Source organism: Bifidobacterium intestinale (genome assembly GCF_023656765.1).
GTDB classification, from domain to species: domain Bacteria; phylum Actinomycetota; class Actinomycetes; order Actinomycetales; family Bifidobacteriaceae; genus Bifidobacterium; species Bifidobacterium hominis.
Genome location: NZ_JAMOKR010000001.1, coordinates 363613 through 377175, shown reverse-complemented (window position 1 = coordinate 377175; position 13563 = coordinate 363613). Strand labels below are relative to the sequence as shown.

Genomic DNA, 13563 nt, shown 5'->3' with positions numbered 1-13563 from the left:
TATGCGCAGGCCTGTCGCCGTGATCATCGGCATGATGGGCGCGGGCAAAACACGTGTCGGCAAGGAAGTGGCGCGGATGATGAATCTGCCGTTTGCCGATGCCGATAATGAGATCGAACATGATGCGGGAATGCGAATCCCCGAATATTTCGAAAAGTACGGCGAGCCGGAATTTCGTGAGCTGGAAAGCGATGTTGTGCTTGACATGCTTGAGGATTTCGATGGCATCTTTTCCTTGGGCGGGGGCGCGCCGATGACACCTTCCATCCAGGAGGGATTGGCGAGATACGTTGCGTCTGGTGGCAAGGTCGTGTATTTGATGGCTGATCCGGAAGAGGCCATGGAGCGCGCGAATCGTGGTGGAGGTCGTCCGATGCTCAACGGCGATGCCAATATGCGTTGGAAGAAACTTTATAAGGAACGTGATCCGGTGTTCAGGCGCGTGGCGAACGTGCATGTGGGCACACGCGGCCAGTCTCCGCAGGCGGCTGCGAGAAAGCTGATGGAAATGATTGATCAACGTATAGTACATGTCACCGGTTCCACCATCGAACCGTACGATGTTCGTATCGGCGAGGGTGTGATGGGACAGCTTGCACAGGTTTTGGGCAGCAAGCCCGTCAAGGTGGCGCTTATCCACACACAGCCGGTGCAGCGTCATTCGGATCGTGCGCGCACGCTGCTTCGGCAGGCGGGCTATGATGCGTACGACATTATCATTCCCGATGCGGAGGCTGGAAAGACCATCGAGGTAGCCAACGGTATTTGGCAGCGTTTGGGCGATGAGGGTTTCACCCGTTCCGATGCGATCGTCGGCCTTGGCGGTGGAGCGGCAACCGATTTGGCTGGTTTTGTGGCAGCCACATGGATGCGTGGCATTCGCTATGTGAACTGCCCGACATCGCTGCTTGCCATGGTTGACGCTTCGACCGGTGGCAAAACTGGCATCAATACGCCGCAGGGAAAGAATCTGGTCGGTTCGTTCTACACTCCGGCCGGAGTGCTCGCCGACCTGAAGTCGCTCACATCGTTGCCGAACGACATTTTCATCGAGGGTTTGGGTGAGGTCGTCAAGTCCGGTTTCATCATGGATCCGGAAATTCTGCAGATTCTCGAGGATTATGCCGATGAACTGCGTGCCTTCGACGGGTCGACGTTCCTGGATTCCGATTTGAAGGATGTGGTCGCGGAGCTGATCGAACATACCGTGAGCGTGAAGGCCTACCATGTGTCCGCCGATCTTAAGGAGGCGGGACTGCGAGAATTCCTGAACTATGGGCATACTCTCGGCCATGCCATCGAAAAGCTTGAGCATTTCCGTTGGCGTCATGGCAACGCGGTGGCGGTCGGATGCGTGTATGCGGCCGAACTGTCGCATCTTCTGGGATACATCGATCAGGATCTTGTGGACTACCATCGTTCGCTGCTGGGCTCGCTGGGCTTGCCCACGTCTTGGAACAACGGTACGTGGGACGATGTGCTCGCTTTAATGCATCGAGACAAGAAGGCCCGCGGCAACAAACTTCGTTTTGTGGTGCTTGACAGGATTGGGCATCCGATTCATCTTGAGGATCCACCCGCGGATGCCGTCGAAGAGGCGTTCCGCCGCATTCAGCAGTAATAACAGGGGAGTTTGAACATGACTAAAGTAGTAGTCGTCAATGGACCGAATCTCGGTCGTCTTGGCGTGCGACAGCCCGACGTGTACGGCAAGCAGGATCTTGAGACCCTGCGCGAGTTGTGCACGCAGTGGGGTTCGGAACTCGGGCTTGACGTGGAGGTCCGCCAGAGCGATGACGAGGCCGAGATGATCGGCTGGATGCATCAGGCCGCCGACGAGAAGACGCCCATCGTGATGAACCCCGCCGCATTCACCCATTACTCCTACGGTCTTGCGGACGCCGCCCACATGGTGATTGACGAGGGTCTGCCGCTGATGGAGGTGCATATATCCAATCCGTCCGCGCGCGACGAGTTTCGCAAACGCTCCGTGATTTCACCGGTCGCCACCGGCACTATCACTGGCATGGGCTTCTACGGATACAAGCTCGCTTTGGCCGCCGTCGCGCACCTGCTGGAAGCTAAGTAACGTTTTTCGAGTTCTGATTGGGACTGCCCAAGCAACGCAATACATGCCGGATGCTTTCCGGTAGGCATCCGGCATCCACCGGGGCCACCGATCCGTCCGATCCTGATGCGAACCAGAAAGATGACGAGACACTACCGGATGATAGAAGCGTCACCATCTACTGCAAGCCTGCCGACTCCAGCTGGAAGAGCCCGAAGACAGGTCCGCCATCACGGGTTTCGTATTGGCCACGGTGACTTTTGACATAGCATTCGCATTCGCGGCTTCCCACAGAAAGAAGAACTGAATCTGATTGACTGACTGTATTTCCTACTTTTGCTAGGCGGGATCATCGAAGAGACGATGGTCCCGCATTTTCGCATTGAAGAAACACGCCGCGTCTTATGCCGCTGATAGACTGAAGTTCCATGGTTAGAAGAACACATGGCAATTCTCAAGAGCACGTTACCAAGCATATTTTTGTCACCGGTGGCGTTGTTTCCTCTCTCGGCAAAGGCCTGACCGCATCCTCCCTTGGTCGCCTACTTCGTAGCCGTGGCATCAAGGTTTTGCAGCAGAAGCTCGATCCGTACATCAACGTTGATCCGGGCACTATGAATCCGTTCCAGCATGGTGAAGTCTATGTCACCGAGGACGGCGCCGAAACCGATCTCGACATCGGCCACTATGAGCGTTTCCTTGACGTGTATCTGAGCCAAAAGGCGAACGTCACCACCGGCCAGATCTATCAGGAAGTGCTGCGCAAGGAACGCGCCGGCGAATACCTTGGACAGTGCGTGCAGGTCATCCCGCACATCACCAACGAAATCAAGTCCCGCATGCGTGCGCAGGCGTCCGATGACGTCGACGTGATCATCACCGAAATCGGTGGCACCGTCGGCGACATCGAATCCCAGCCGTTCTTGGAGGCCGCGCGTGAGGTCCGCCGCGATCTGGGCGCCGAAAACTGCATGTTCGTGCACGTCTCCTTGGTGCCGTACATTGCTGCCGCCCATGAGCTCAAGACCAAGCCGACCCAGCACTCCGTCATGATGCTGCGTCAGCTCGGCATCTCCCCGGATGCCCTGGTGTTGCGTTCCGACCGTCCGCTGAACCAGTCCATCAAGGACAAGATCTCCCTGATGTGCGACGTGGATTCCGAAGGCGTGGTCAACTGTGTGGACGCCCCGAGCATCTACGACGTGCCGAAGACCCTGTTCGACGAAGGCCTCGATGCCTATGTCGTGCGCGAACTCGGCCTGCCGTTCCACGATGTCGATTGGGACGAGTGGGAGGACCTGCTGGAGCGTGTGCACCACCCGAAGCATGAGGTGAACATCGCCATCGTCGGCAAGTACATCGATCTGCCGGATGCCTACCTGTCTGTCACCGAAGCCATCAAGGCCGGTGGTTTCGCCAACTATGCCAAGGTGAACGTCAAGTGGGTCGCCGCCGATAAGTGCGAGACCGAGGAGGGTGCGGCCGCCGCGCTCGACCAAGTCGACGGCATTGTCGTTCCCGGAGGCTTCGGCATCCGTGGCATCGACGGCAAGATCGGCGCCCTGAAGTTCGCCCGTGAGAACAAGCTGCCGGCTCTCGGCCTGTGCCTCGGCTTGCAGTCCATGGTCATCGAATACGCCCGCCACGTCCTCGGCTTGGAGGACGCGAACTCCACCGAGTTCGAGCCCGATTGTGCGACCCCGGTCATCGCAACCATGGAGGAGCAGAAAGACATCGTCGCTGGCAATGGTGACATGGGACACACCATGCGTCTTGGCTCCTATCCTGCTGAGCTTGAAGAAGGTTCCATCGTTGCGGAACTGTACGGCACCACGCATGTCACTGAGCGCCATCGTCACCGTTACGAAGTGAACGTGGCATATAAGGACCGTCTGCGTGAAGCGGGTCTGCGCATTTCCGGCCAGAGCCCGGACGGCGAACTCACCGAGTTCGTCGAGCTTCCTCGCGAAGTGCACCCGTTCTATGTGGCCACTCAGGCTCATCCTGAGTTCAAGTCCCGCCCGACCAAGCCGCACCCGCTGTTCGCAGGTCTGGTCAAGGCTGCTCTGGACCACCAGCAGGAGCGCTAAATCGACGAATTGTGATTAACGTCGGATAACCCGATATGCAACATGGTCATGAGTCCAAAGGAGTTCATGACCATGTTGCATAATAGGGGCCTGGCCTTGAATTACCAACAAGACGTATTCGTAATGAAAAACCTTTACGAGGGAGCATGAGCTTGAACGATATGGATTCTCCGGAAAGCGGCAACGGTAAGTTCGCCTTCCCAAACATGGGCGATGACCCAAAAGTCATCTCGCAGGTGAGCTTGGATTCGTTTGCCGAAACGGCCGATCCCATTGATGATGGCGCAGCGTTGACTGTGAATGCCAGCAAGAAGCGCCACCTGTTGTGGCTGTGGATTGTTCTCGCGGTGATGCTTCTTCTCGGTGTCGTGTCCGGCGGTGGATACTGGTTCTTCCAGTCACATGCGTTGCCAGGTGTCACGCTCTGGGGCAAGTCCATGACGGGACAATCCCGAGATCATATCATCCAAGAGATTTCCGATACGGCGGAATCATTGACGGTTCCCGTTTCCTATGAGGGAACGAGTAAGAAAGTCACGTTGAAGGATCTTGGCGTCGCCATTGACGCGGAGTCCATCGCCGAAAATGTGATGAACGCGAAACGTAACGATTCCTTTTTCCAGAAGTATGCATTCTGGACCCGTGAGGATGTCGACGTCGAGTCTTTCGACGATTCTCGAGTCAGTGCCCAGACGGTAGGTGACATGTTGGGAGTGCAGTCCGTGTCCGCCACCAACCCGTCGCTACAGCTCAACGCGGATGGTACCGCCTTCGATGTGACGCCAGGCCAACAGGGGACTGGTATCGATGTGACGGATATCGTCAAAGAAGCCAAGAACGTGCTTGAGTCCTTCGGCAAGCAGACCGCTCAAATGGTGACGCTCAAAAATAAGGTTACTGATCCCGTCATCACGGATGACCAAGCCAACGAGGCCAAGGCTTCTGCTGACGCGTGGATAGCGAAGCCGGTGGCTATCAAAATCGGCGACCATAAAGTGGCGGAATTCGGCGCACAGTCCATCGCATCGGCCATCACGCTTGGACCGGATAGTGAGAAGCTCGGCAATAATCAAACCCGAAATGGCTCTTTGATCATCGACGGGGACAAATTGCAGCAATACTATAATGATTCCATCAAATCGAACTTCCATGCGGATCGAGTTGACGGTGATGTCATCGTTAATAGTGTCGGTGATGTGCTGCAAACCAATGTAGCTGGGCATGATGGCATAACCGTTTCTGATGGTGGTGACACCAATGTTGGCCGTGATGCCGCTGAGGCGTTTGCCAAAGGCTCTGATTCAGTAAATATCCAAGGCACTTGCGACCCACAGAATGAGAAAAAAACCACACGTACCGTGGTGGTCAGCTTGTCTTCGCATACCGTTACAGCCATTGAAAATGGGCAGACCGTCCGTGTCATGCATATGTCTGCCGGTCAGGGCAACGATTATCAGACGGGCCAGTGCCAGCCGAGCGGCGACTTGTGTACGCCAACCTACTGCGATCCGAACTCCTACGACAACTGTACGCCTGACGGCGACTTCAAAGTGTGGCTCAAATACCAATCTCAGAACATGAGTGGCTCGCTTACCCTATCGAACGGAAGCACCGAGAAGTGGGATGTCAAGGATGTTGGATTCGTCAACTACTTCTCAAAGACCGGATGTGCGATTCACCGCATCGCCACCCAGAGCGCGTTCAACGACAGCAGCATTCAAGCTATGGGGAAGAACACATCCCATGGTTGCGTCGGCGTCGGCTGGGATCAGGCCGAATGGTTCTACAATTGGTGCCTAATGGGAACGACGGTTCACGTTCAGGCCTGATTCGCGGGCTATCGACAGAAAGACGCAAAGGCGGAAGACTGATGTTCGGCTTCCGCCTTTGCGCTATGTAAGATAAATCACGACAAATCATTGCCGAATAGCGAAAGGGGTGCTAGTGTTTCATCCCACGTTCTGTTAGGTTGTCATAAGTACAAACGAGTGATTGGAGGCAGCGTACGGTGGCAGAGAACCAAGCGCCCAATGCCGCAGCTGACGTGGAGATGAGCCAATATGTGGCTGATCGCACGCGAGTGAACGAAGATAAAATCAAGCAGGATGACGAAATCATCCAGCAGTTCGGCGACTATACGTACGGATGGCATGACACGGATTTCGCCGGAGAAGCGGCAAAAAAAGGCATTGACGAGAACGTCGTGCGCGCCATTTCCGCAGATAAGAACGAGCCGGAATGGATGCTGGAAAAGCGATTGGAAGGCTATCGCGATTTCATCAACCGTCCGATGCCTCAATGGGGTGTCGATCTGAAGGATTTTGACGCCGACGATTTCAAGTATTACGTCAAGCCGATCGACAAGCAGGCCACGACCTGGGAGGAATTGCCTGATGAGATCCGCACGACGTATGACAAGCTTGGCATTCCGGAAGCGGAAAAAAGCCGTCTTGTCTCCGGCGTCGCGGCACAGTATGAATCCGAAGTCATCTACAACTCGATCCAGAAGGATCTCGAAGACCAAGGCGTGATTTTCGTCGACACCGACACTGCGGTGCAGAAATATCCGGAAATCGTCAAGAAGTATTTCGGCAAGTGCATTCCAAGCAACGACAACAAATTCTCGGCATTAAACACCGCCGCATGGTCCGGTGGATCGTTCGTCTACGTGCCGAAAGGCGTGCATGTCGATATTCCGCTGCAGGCATACTTCCGCATCAACACGCCGAACATGGGTCAGTTCGAACGCACGTTGATCATTGCCGATGAGGGATCGTACGTGCATTATGTGGAAGGCTGCACCGCGCCGATCTACTCGACCGATTCGCTGCATTCCGGCGTAGTGGAGATTTTCGTTGAGCCACATGCCCGCGTGCGCTACACCACCGTGCAGAACTGGTCGAACAACGTCTACAATCTGGTGACGCAGCGTGCCTACGTGCGTGAAGGCGGCACTATGGAATGGGTCGATGGCAACATTGGTTCTAAGGCAACCATGAAGTATCCGGCCTGCATTCTTGCCGAGCCGTATGCGAAGGCCAGCACCATGTCGCTTGGCTTCGCAGGTAAGGGCCAGTATCAGGATACCGGTGCGAAGATGATCCACCTTGCACCGCACACCAGCTCCACCATTGTGGCGAAGTCGATTTCCCGCGGCGGTGGACGTTCCGCGTATCGTGGTCTCGTCAAAATCGTCAAGGGTGCCGAAGGATCGTCCAACTCGACGGTATGCGATGCACTGCTTGTCGATGAGTTCAGTCGCTCCGACACCTACCCGCATGTGGACGTGCGCGAAGACGATGTTTCCATGGCACATGAGGCTACGGTTTCCAAGGTTTCCGAAGACCAGCTGTTCTACCTGATGAGCCGTGGTCTTTCCGAAGACGAGGCCATGGGCATGATCGTGCGAGGCTTCGTGGAGCCTATCAGCCGTGAGCTGCCGATGGAATACGCGCTTGAACTGAACCGACTGGTTGAACTGCAGATGGAAGGATCGGTGGGCTGATTACCATGGCACAAACTCAGGAAATCAACATTCCCGTCGCGGATCCGAACGATCCGTATGCGAATCCGGCGGCCATGCCATCTTCGGCGGATCGCTCGCCGCGTTCATTCGATGTGGACGCATTCGAAGTGCCCGACCGCAAGCAGGATGATTGGCGTTATACCCCTGTGGAACGCGTCGAAGAGTTCTTTGAACCGTTTACGCCGTCGAACGAAACCCAGATTGTCGTCACTATGATCGACGGCACGGCTCTCACTGAAGGCGTGACCTATAGCGAAGGCAAGCCGGGAGACGCCGATACAGGCATTGTTTCCAAGCCTTGCGATCGCGTGTCCGCGGTGCAATGGAATTCCACATCCCGTGCTGGAGTTCTGCGCATTGAGGGTGAAATCGAGCAACCAGTGCTTGTCAAGGTGCATGGTGCCGGAACCGACTTGGATGCTTTCCATTTGGTGATCATCGCAGCTGACCGCGCCCACGCTGATGTTGTTGTGGAGCATGACGGCGATGCACGTATCGCCGAGGGTGTGGAGATCCTCACAGGTAAGGACTCCCATGTGTCCACCACATTCATTCAGGAGTGGAACAAGGGATCCAAGCATGTAGGCAACCAGCGCATCCACATGGGAGAGGGCGCGTCCCTGCGTCATTCCGTGGTCACGCTCGGCGGCGACGTTGTTCGAATCCGTATGGATCAGGATTTCGGAGGTGACCAAGGCGATCTCAATATGCTGGGTATCTACTTCGTGGATCCGGGCGAGCATATCGAACATCGCACCATGGTTGTGCACAACTATCCCGAATGTAAGAGTCGTGTGGTATATAAAGGCGCTCTTGACGGCAAGGACGCGCACTCCACATGGGTCGGCAACGCGCTGATCGCTCCGACCGCGCCGGGTACTGACTCGTATGAGCTCAACCGCAATCTGGTACTTACTCCGGGCGCGATCGCCGATTCCGAACCGAATCTAGAAATCGAAAACGGCAACATCATCGGAGCTGGACATGCCTCTTCCGTCGGTCGTTTCGACGATGAGGAGCTGTTCTATCTGCAGTCCCGTGGCATTCCGGAAACCGAAGCCCGCAAACTTGTGGTGCGAGGCTTCTTCGGCGAACTCGTCGAGGAAATCGGCATTCCCGCAATCAGCGAACATCTCATGAACGTTATCGATATGCGCCTGGCACGCGGCGAGAATGACGCAATCGCCCAGGTGTTGGAAGAGAAGTAGAACGTAGGAGCGAAAACCATGTCAACTCTTGAAATCAAAGATCTGTACGCCCACGTCGAAACCAAGGACGGCATCAAGCCGATCCTCAAAGGCGTGAACCTGACCGTCAACTCCGGCGAAACCCATGCCATCATGGGACCGAACGGATCCGGCAAATCCACGCTGGCATACACGCTGGCGGGCCATCCCAAGTACGTGGTCGATTCCGGACAGGTGCTGCTCGACGGCGAAGACATCCTCAAGATGACTCCGGACGAGCGAGCCAAGGCAGGTATCTTCCTGGCCATGCAGTATCCGGTCGAAGTGCCGGGTGTGTCGATGACCAACTTCCTGCGCACCGCAAAAACCGAAGTCGACGGCAAGGCTCCAGCCATCCGTACCTGGACCAAGGAACTGTCTGAAGCGATGAAACGCCTGAAGATGGATCCGAAGTTCGCCACCCGTTCCGTGAACGAGGGTTTCTCCGGCGGTGAGAAGAAGCGTGCCGAAGTGCTGCAGCTCGAGCTTCTCAAGCCGAAGTTCGCCATCCTTGACGAAACCGACTCCGGTCTGGATGTCGACGCGTTGCGTATCGTCTCCGAGGGTGTGAACCGCGCCAAGGAAGCCAGCCAGTTCGGCATCCTCATGGTCACGCATTACACCCGAATCCTCAAGTACATCAAGCCGGATATCGTGCATGTGTTTGCGGCCGGCCACTTCGTCAAGACTGGTGGTCCTGAACTGGCCGACGAGCTTGAGGAATCCGGCTATGACGCATACCTGCCGGAAGGTGCCGATTCCGAAAGCGCGCTGGCATGACCGATTTCGCGGCGATCCGTAGGGAATTTCCGATTCTCAATCAGAAAATTCACGGCCATCAGCTCGTTTATTTGGATTCCGCGGCGACTTCTCAGAAGCCGCAATGCGTGATCGACGCCGAAAGCGATTTCTATCGCACCATCAACGCCGGTGTGCATCGTGGAGCGCATGAACTTGCCGCACGCAGCACCATGGCGTTCGAGGAGGCGCGTGCCAAGGTGGCGCGTCTTGTCGGTGCCAATGCGGTTGAAGGCGAGGAGGAAATCGTCGTCACTTCCGGCGCCACGGCAGGATTGAATCTGTTGGCGACCGCCTTCGGTAACGCATCCCAGGGGCGTGGGGGAGAAGTGGCACGACGTTTCGCTGTGAAGCCGGGAGACGAGATTGTCGTATCCAAAGCTGAACATCATTCTGTGTTGCTGCCATTCCAGGAACTTGCCGCACGTACCGGAGCGACATTGAAATGGTTTGATCTGGACGATGAGGGACGAATCCTTGCCAACACCGCAGATGAGGTAATCACCGAGCGTACGAAGATCGTGGCCGTCACCCATGTAGGCAACACCACTGGTGCCATCACCGATATTGCGCCGATTGTGAAGCGTGCGCACGAGGTGGGCGCAGTGGTTGTGCTTGACGCATGTCAGTCCGTGCCGCACCTGAAGATCGATTTGCACGCATTGGACGTGGATTTCGCCGCATGGAGCGCGCATAAGATGTACGGTCCAACGGGCGTCGGCTTCCTATATGGCAAGCGTGAGATGCTCGAAGCGTTGCCTCCGGCGAATTTCGGCGGATCCATGGTGGAACTTGCCTGGATGGATCAGGAAGCGCAATACATGGCACCCCCGGCACGTTTCGAGGCGGGCACACAGCCAGTTGCCCAAGTCGTCGCAGCAGGCGTTGCAGCCGAGTGGCTAATGAATATTGGCATGGAAAACCTTGAAGCCCACGAACGCGTTATCGCAGGAGAACTGCTCAAGATGGGGCAGATCGAGGGTGTACGCATTCTTGGACCGCATGCCAACGAGCAACGTATCGGTACGGTTGCTTTCGAAATCGAAGGCGTTCACCCGCATGACGTCGGCCAGTTCATCGATGCGCAAGGCATCGCCATCCGTGTCGGTCACCATTGTGCGCAGCCGGTGCACCGCCATTTCGGTGTATATGCGTCCAACCGTGCATCCAGTGGCATCTACAACTGCGTCGAAGACGCACAGGCGTTGGTTGAGGCGTTGAAGAAGGTCCGTCCGTTCTTTGGAGTTAAGTAGCACATATGAGTGATTTTGCATTGTCTGGCGACGATCTCGAGCAGATGTATCAGGAGGTCATTCTCGAAGCCTCAAAGAATCCGCATGGCAGGGAGCATTTCGCTCCGGATCTGGCTTCTGAACATGCTTCCCAATCGGGAAACGCTACGGTTCAGGCGGTTCACGAGTATTGCACTCCTGGCGAGTCCCATCAGTTCAATCCGACCTGTGGAGACGAGGCCACCGTGCACGTGGAGGTTTCCGACCAGGAGCCGCATGTTATCGAACGATTGGTGTGGGACGGTCATGGTTGTTCCATTTCACAAGCCAGCCTTTCGGTGATGGTCGACCTTGTGGAAGGCAAAACCGTGGATGAGGCCATGAACTTGGCTAATACCTTCCATAAGCTCATGGAATCACGTGGCAAGGGACTGGATGATGAATCCGCGGAAGAATCCCTTGAGGACGGCATCGTTTTCCAAGGAGTTTCCAAGTATCCGATGCGTATCAAATGCGCATTGCTTGGTTGGGAAGGCATGAAGGATTCCGTGGCTAAGGCGTTGTCTGCGAAGGCGTGACAAGCATCTTTCCGCAAGTGGATCGGTGTTTCGTGCATTGTGCCTACAGTGAACGAAACACCGTCGACAAACTCCAGCCAACACGATAGGCTACTCAACAGGATATACTCAAATCAAATATGGAGCGACAATGAGCGATACCTTGGTCCCAGAACCGCAGGCCTCGATTTTCGATTCCGTTGCCAAGGCATTGGGCAATGATGAAGCCGCTGCGCGTCGCGTCATGCTTAACCCTAATCTCGCCAAAGGATTCAAGGACGGCAAACCAGTGGAAATCGAACACGAGAACATCAAGCAGGATGCTTGTGGCTGTGGCAATCAGGCCGGAGCATGCGGCTGTTCCGAGGAGCAGGATGACGGCATCGCATTGAAGGCCGTCGATGATATCGGACGTGCGACCGCCGCTGATGTGAAGGAAGCACTACATCAGGTCATTGATCCGGAACTCGGCATTGACGTGATTGATTTGGGCTTAGTATACGGCATTGAAATCGATGAGCTTGGCCGTGCCATCATTACGATGACGCTGACCACTCCGGCATGCCCGCTGACCGATTTGATTGAGGACGAGTGCGCAAGCACCCTTGCAGGCCTCGTTGAGGAATTCCGTATCGATTGGACATGGCAGCCGCGTTGGAGCATGGAAAAGATCACTCCGGAAGGACGCGAACAGTTGGCTGCACTTGGCTTCAACTTCGATAATCTTCCGAAATACTGACAGTATAGCGACATAAAAACGACATAAAAAAGCGTGCTCCCGACGCTGGGAAGCACGCTTTTGTTCTGTGTGCGGCAGAACGTCAGTCGTCGACCACAGTACCCTTCGGCACCACAGTGATGCCTTCCGGCGTGACGGTGAAGCCACGAGCCAGATCATGTTCGGTATCAATACCGACGGTCGAATTCTCAGTAAGCACAACATTCTTGTCGAGAATCGCCTTGTAGACGCGTGCCCGACGATTGATGGTCACGCCGTCGAACAGAATCGAATCGACGACCTGCGACCACGAGTGGATACGTACGTTCGGTGAAAGCACGGAATGGTGCACTTCGCCACCCGACACGATGACGCCGGGGGAGACGATCGAATCGGTGGCGTGTCCAAGACGGTCACGCCCGGCATGCACGAACTTTGCAGGCGGCAGATTGCCGGACAGTGTGTAGATCGGCCATTCGGTGTTATACAGGTTGAACTCCGGCACATAGGAGATCAGATCCATATGTGCATCGTAGAACTGCTTCAGAGTACCCACGTCGCGCCAGTAGGCATGATCGGTCGGCGTCGCTCCCGGAATCTCGTTGGAATTGAAGTCGTAGACGCCGGCCTCATTGCGAGCCGCGAAGTACGGAGCGATGTCGCCACCCATATCATGCTTGGTGTCTTCGGCCTTTTCGTCGAGCGCCAGAGCCTCGAACAGGGCGTCCGTGTTGGCAACGTAATTACCCATGGAAGCGAGGATGGAGTTCGGATCATCCGGCAGACCAGTCGTGGTCTGCGGCTTCTCCTGGAAGCTTTTGATCATGCTCGGGTGTTCCGGATCAACCTCGATCACGCCAAACTGGTTGGACTGGCTGATCGGCTGGCGAATACCCGCCACCGTGAACTCCGCACCGGATTCGATGTGCTGCTGCACCATCTGCTGGAAGTCCATACGGTAAACGTGGTCGGCGCCGACGATCACCACAATATCCGGCTGCACGTCTTCGATGATGTTGATGGTCTGATAGACGGCGTCGGCCGAACCGAGATACCAGTGCTTACCGAGACGCTGCTGGGCGGGAACAGGGGAGACATAGTTGCCGAGCAACGGCGAGAAACGCCACACTGTGGAAATATGGCGATCAAGCGAATGGGACTTGTACTGGGTGAGCACCACGGTCTGCATGTAGCCGGAATTGACCAGATTGCTCAATGGGAAGTCAATCAGTCGGAACACGCCGCCGAATGGAACAGCCGGCTTTGCCCGGTCCCTAGTCAAAGGCATCAGACGGGTGCCTTCACCACCTGCAAGCACGATGGAAAGAATTTTCGGATTCTTCGCCAT

11 protein-coding genes are annotated in these 13563 nt (G+C 55.8%); 10 read left to right on the top strand and 1 reads right to left on the bottom strand.

Going from position 1 to position 13563, the window contains the following annotated elements:
* Window position 1: 1 nt before the first annotated feature.
* The 10 genes from NBH13_RS01590 (at window position 2) to NBH13_RS01545 (ending at window position 12236) form a co-directional block, all read left to right on the top strand.
* Window positions 2-1621, top strand: coding sequence for a bifunctional shikimate kinase/3-dehydroquinate synthase (locus tag NBH13_RS01590; protein ID WP_250778866.1), 1620 nt, complete (start codon window positions 2-4; stop codon window positions 1619-1621).
* 18 nt (window positions 1622-1639) lie between these two features.
* Complete coding sequence (locus tag NBH13_RS01585; protein ID WP_250778603.1) at window positions 1640-2089, top strand: type II 3-dehydroquinate dehydratase; 450 nt, start codon at window positions 1640-1642, stop codon at window positions 2087-2089.
* A 407-nt stretch (window positions 2090-2496) separates the two neighbouring features.
* Window positions 2497-4158, top strand: coding sequence for a CTP synthase (gene pyrG, locus NBH13_RS01580; RefSeq protein WP_099570649.1), 1662 nt, complete (start codon window positions 2497-2499; stop codon window positions 4156-4158).
* A 146-nt stretch (window positions 4159-4304) separates the two neighbouring features.
* Window positions 4305-5987 carry a L,D-transpeptidase family protein gene (locus NBH13_RS01575; protein ID WP_099595781.1) on the top strand — a complete coding sequence of 561 codons (1683 nt, stop codon included), beginning with the start codon at window positions 4305-4307 and terminating at the stop codon, window positions 5985-5987.
* A gap of 221 nt (window positions 5988-6208) precedes the next feature.
* Entirely contained in the window at window positions 6209-7663 is a 1455-nt protein-coding gene (gene sufB, locus NBH13_RS01570; RefSeq protein WP_099571143.1) for a Fe-S cluster assembly protein SufB, read from the top strand.
* Window positions 7664-7668: 5 nt separating this feature from the next.
* On the top strand, window positions 7669-8892 hold the full coding sequence (gene sufD, locus NBH13_RS01565; protein WP_144166099.1) for a Fe-S cluster assembly protein SufD: 1224 nt from the start codon (window positions 7669-7671) through the stop codon (window positions 8890-8892).
* A gap of 18 nt (window positions 8893-8910) precedes the next feature.
* A complete protein-coding gene (gene sufC, locus NBH13_RS01560; RefSeq protein WP_099595780.1) occupies window positions 8911-9690 on the top strand; it encodes a Fe-S cluster assembly ATPase SufC in 780 nt (259 codons plus the stop codon).
* On the top strand, window positions 9687-10961 hold the full coding sequence (locus NBH13_RS01555; protein ID WP_144166095.1) for a SufS family cysteine desulfurase: 1275 nt from the start codon (window positions 9687-9689) through the stop codon (window positions 10959-10961). The genes sufC and NBH13_RS01555 overlap by 4 nt, the downstream gene beginning before the upstream one ends.
* 5 nt (window positions 10962-10966) lie before the next feature.
* Window positions 10967-11518: a Fe-S cluster assembly sulfur transfer protein SufU gene (gene sufU, locus NBH13_RS01550; protein WP_099570644.1), complete on the top strand. Its 552-nt coding sequence runs from the start codon at window positions 10967-10969 to the stop codon at window positions 11516-11518.
* A gap of 130 nt (window positions 11519-11648) precedes the next feature.
* Window positions 11649-12236, top strand: coding sequence for a metal-sulfur cluster assembly factor (locus tag NBH13_RS01545; protein WP_099570643.1), 588 nt, complete (start codon window positions 11649-11651; stop codon window positions 12234-12236).
* 82 nt (window positions 12237-12318) lie between these two features.
* Here the strand turns inward: NBH13_RS01545 and glgC are convergent, their stop codons facing one another.
* Complete coding sequence (gene glgC / locus NBH13_RS01540; protein ID WP_033501205.1) at window positions 12319-13563, bottom strand: glucose-1-phosphate adenylyltransferase; 1245 nt, start codon at window positions 13561-13563, stop codon at window positions 12319-12321.

Coding starts and splice junctions, on each gene's coding strand:
- NBH13_RS01590 (WP_250778866.1), top strand. CDS start 2: ATGCGCAGGCCTGTCGCCGTGATCATCGGCATGATGGGCGCGGGCAAA.
- NBH13_RS01585 (WP_250778603.1), top strand. CDS start 1,640: ATGACTAAAGTAGTAGTCGTCAATGGACCGAATCTCGGTCGTCTTGGC.
- pyrG (WP_099570649.1), top strand. CDS start 2,497: ATGGTTAGAAGAACACATGGCAATTCTCAAGAGCACGTTACCAAGCAT.
- NBH13_RS01575 (WP_099595781.1), top strand. CDS start 4,305: ATGAGCTTGAACGATATGGATTCTCCGGAAAGCGGCAACGGTAAGTTC.
- sufB (WP_099571143.1), top strand. CDS start 6,209: ATGAGCCAATATGTGGCTGATCGCACGCGAGTGAACGAAGATAAAATC.
- sufD (WP_144166099.1), top strand. CDS start 7,669: ATGGCACAAACTCAGGAAATCAACATTCCCGTCGCGGATCCGAACGAT.
- sufC (WP_099595780.1), top strand. CDS start 8,911: ATGTCAACTCTTGAAATCAAAGATCTGTACGCCCACGTCGAAACCAAG.
- NBH13_RS01555 (WP_144166095.1), top strand. CDS start 9,687: ATGACCGATTTCGCGGCGATCCGTAGGGAATTTCCGATTCTCAATCAG.
- sufU (WP_099570644.1), top strand. CDS start 10,967: ATGAGTGATTTTGCATTGTCTGGCGACGATCTCGAGCAGATGTATCAG.
- NBH13_RS01545 (WP_099570643.1), top strand. CDS start 11,649: ATGAGCGATACCTTGGTCCCAGAACCGCAGGCCTCGATTTTCGATTCC.
- glgC (WP_033501205.1), bottom strand. CDS start 13,563: ATGGCGAAGAATCCGAAAATTCTTTCCATCGTGCTTGCAGGTGGTGAA.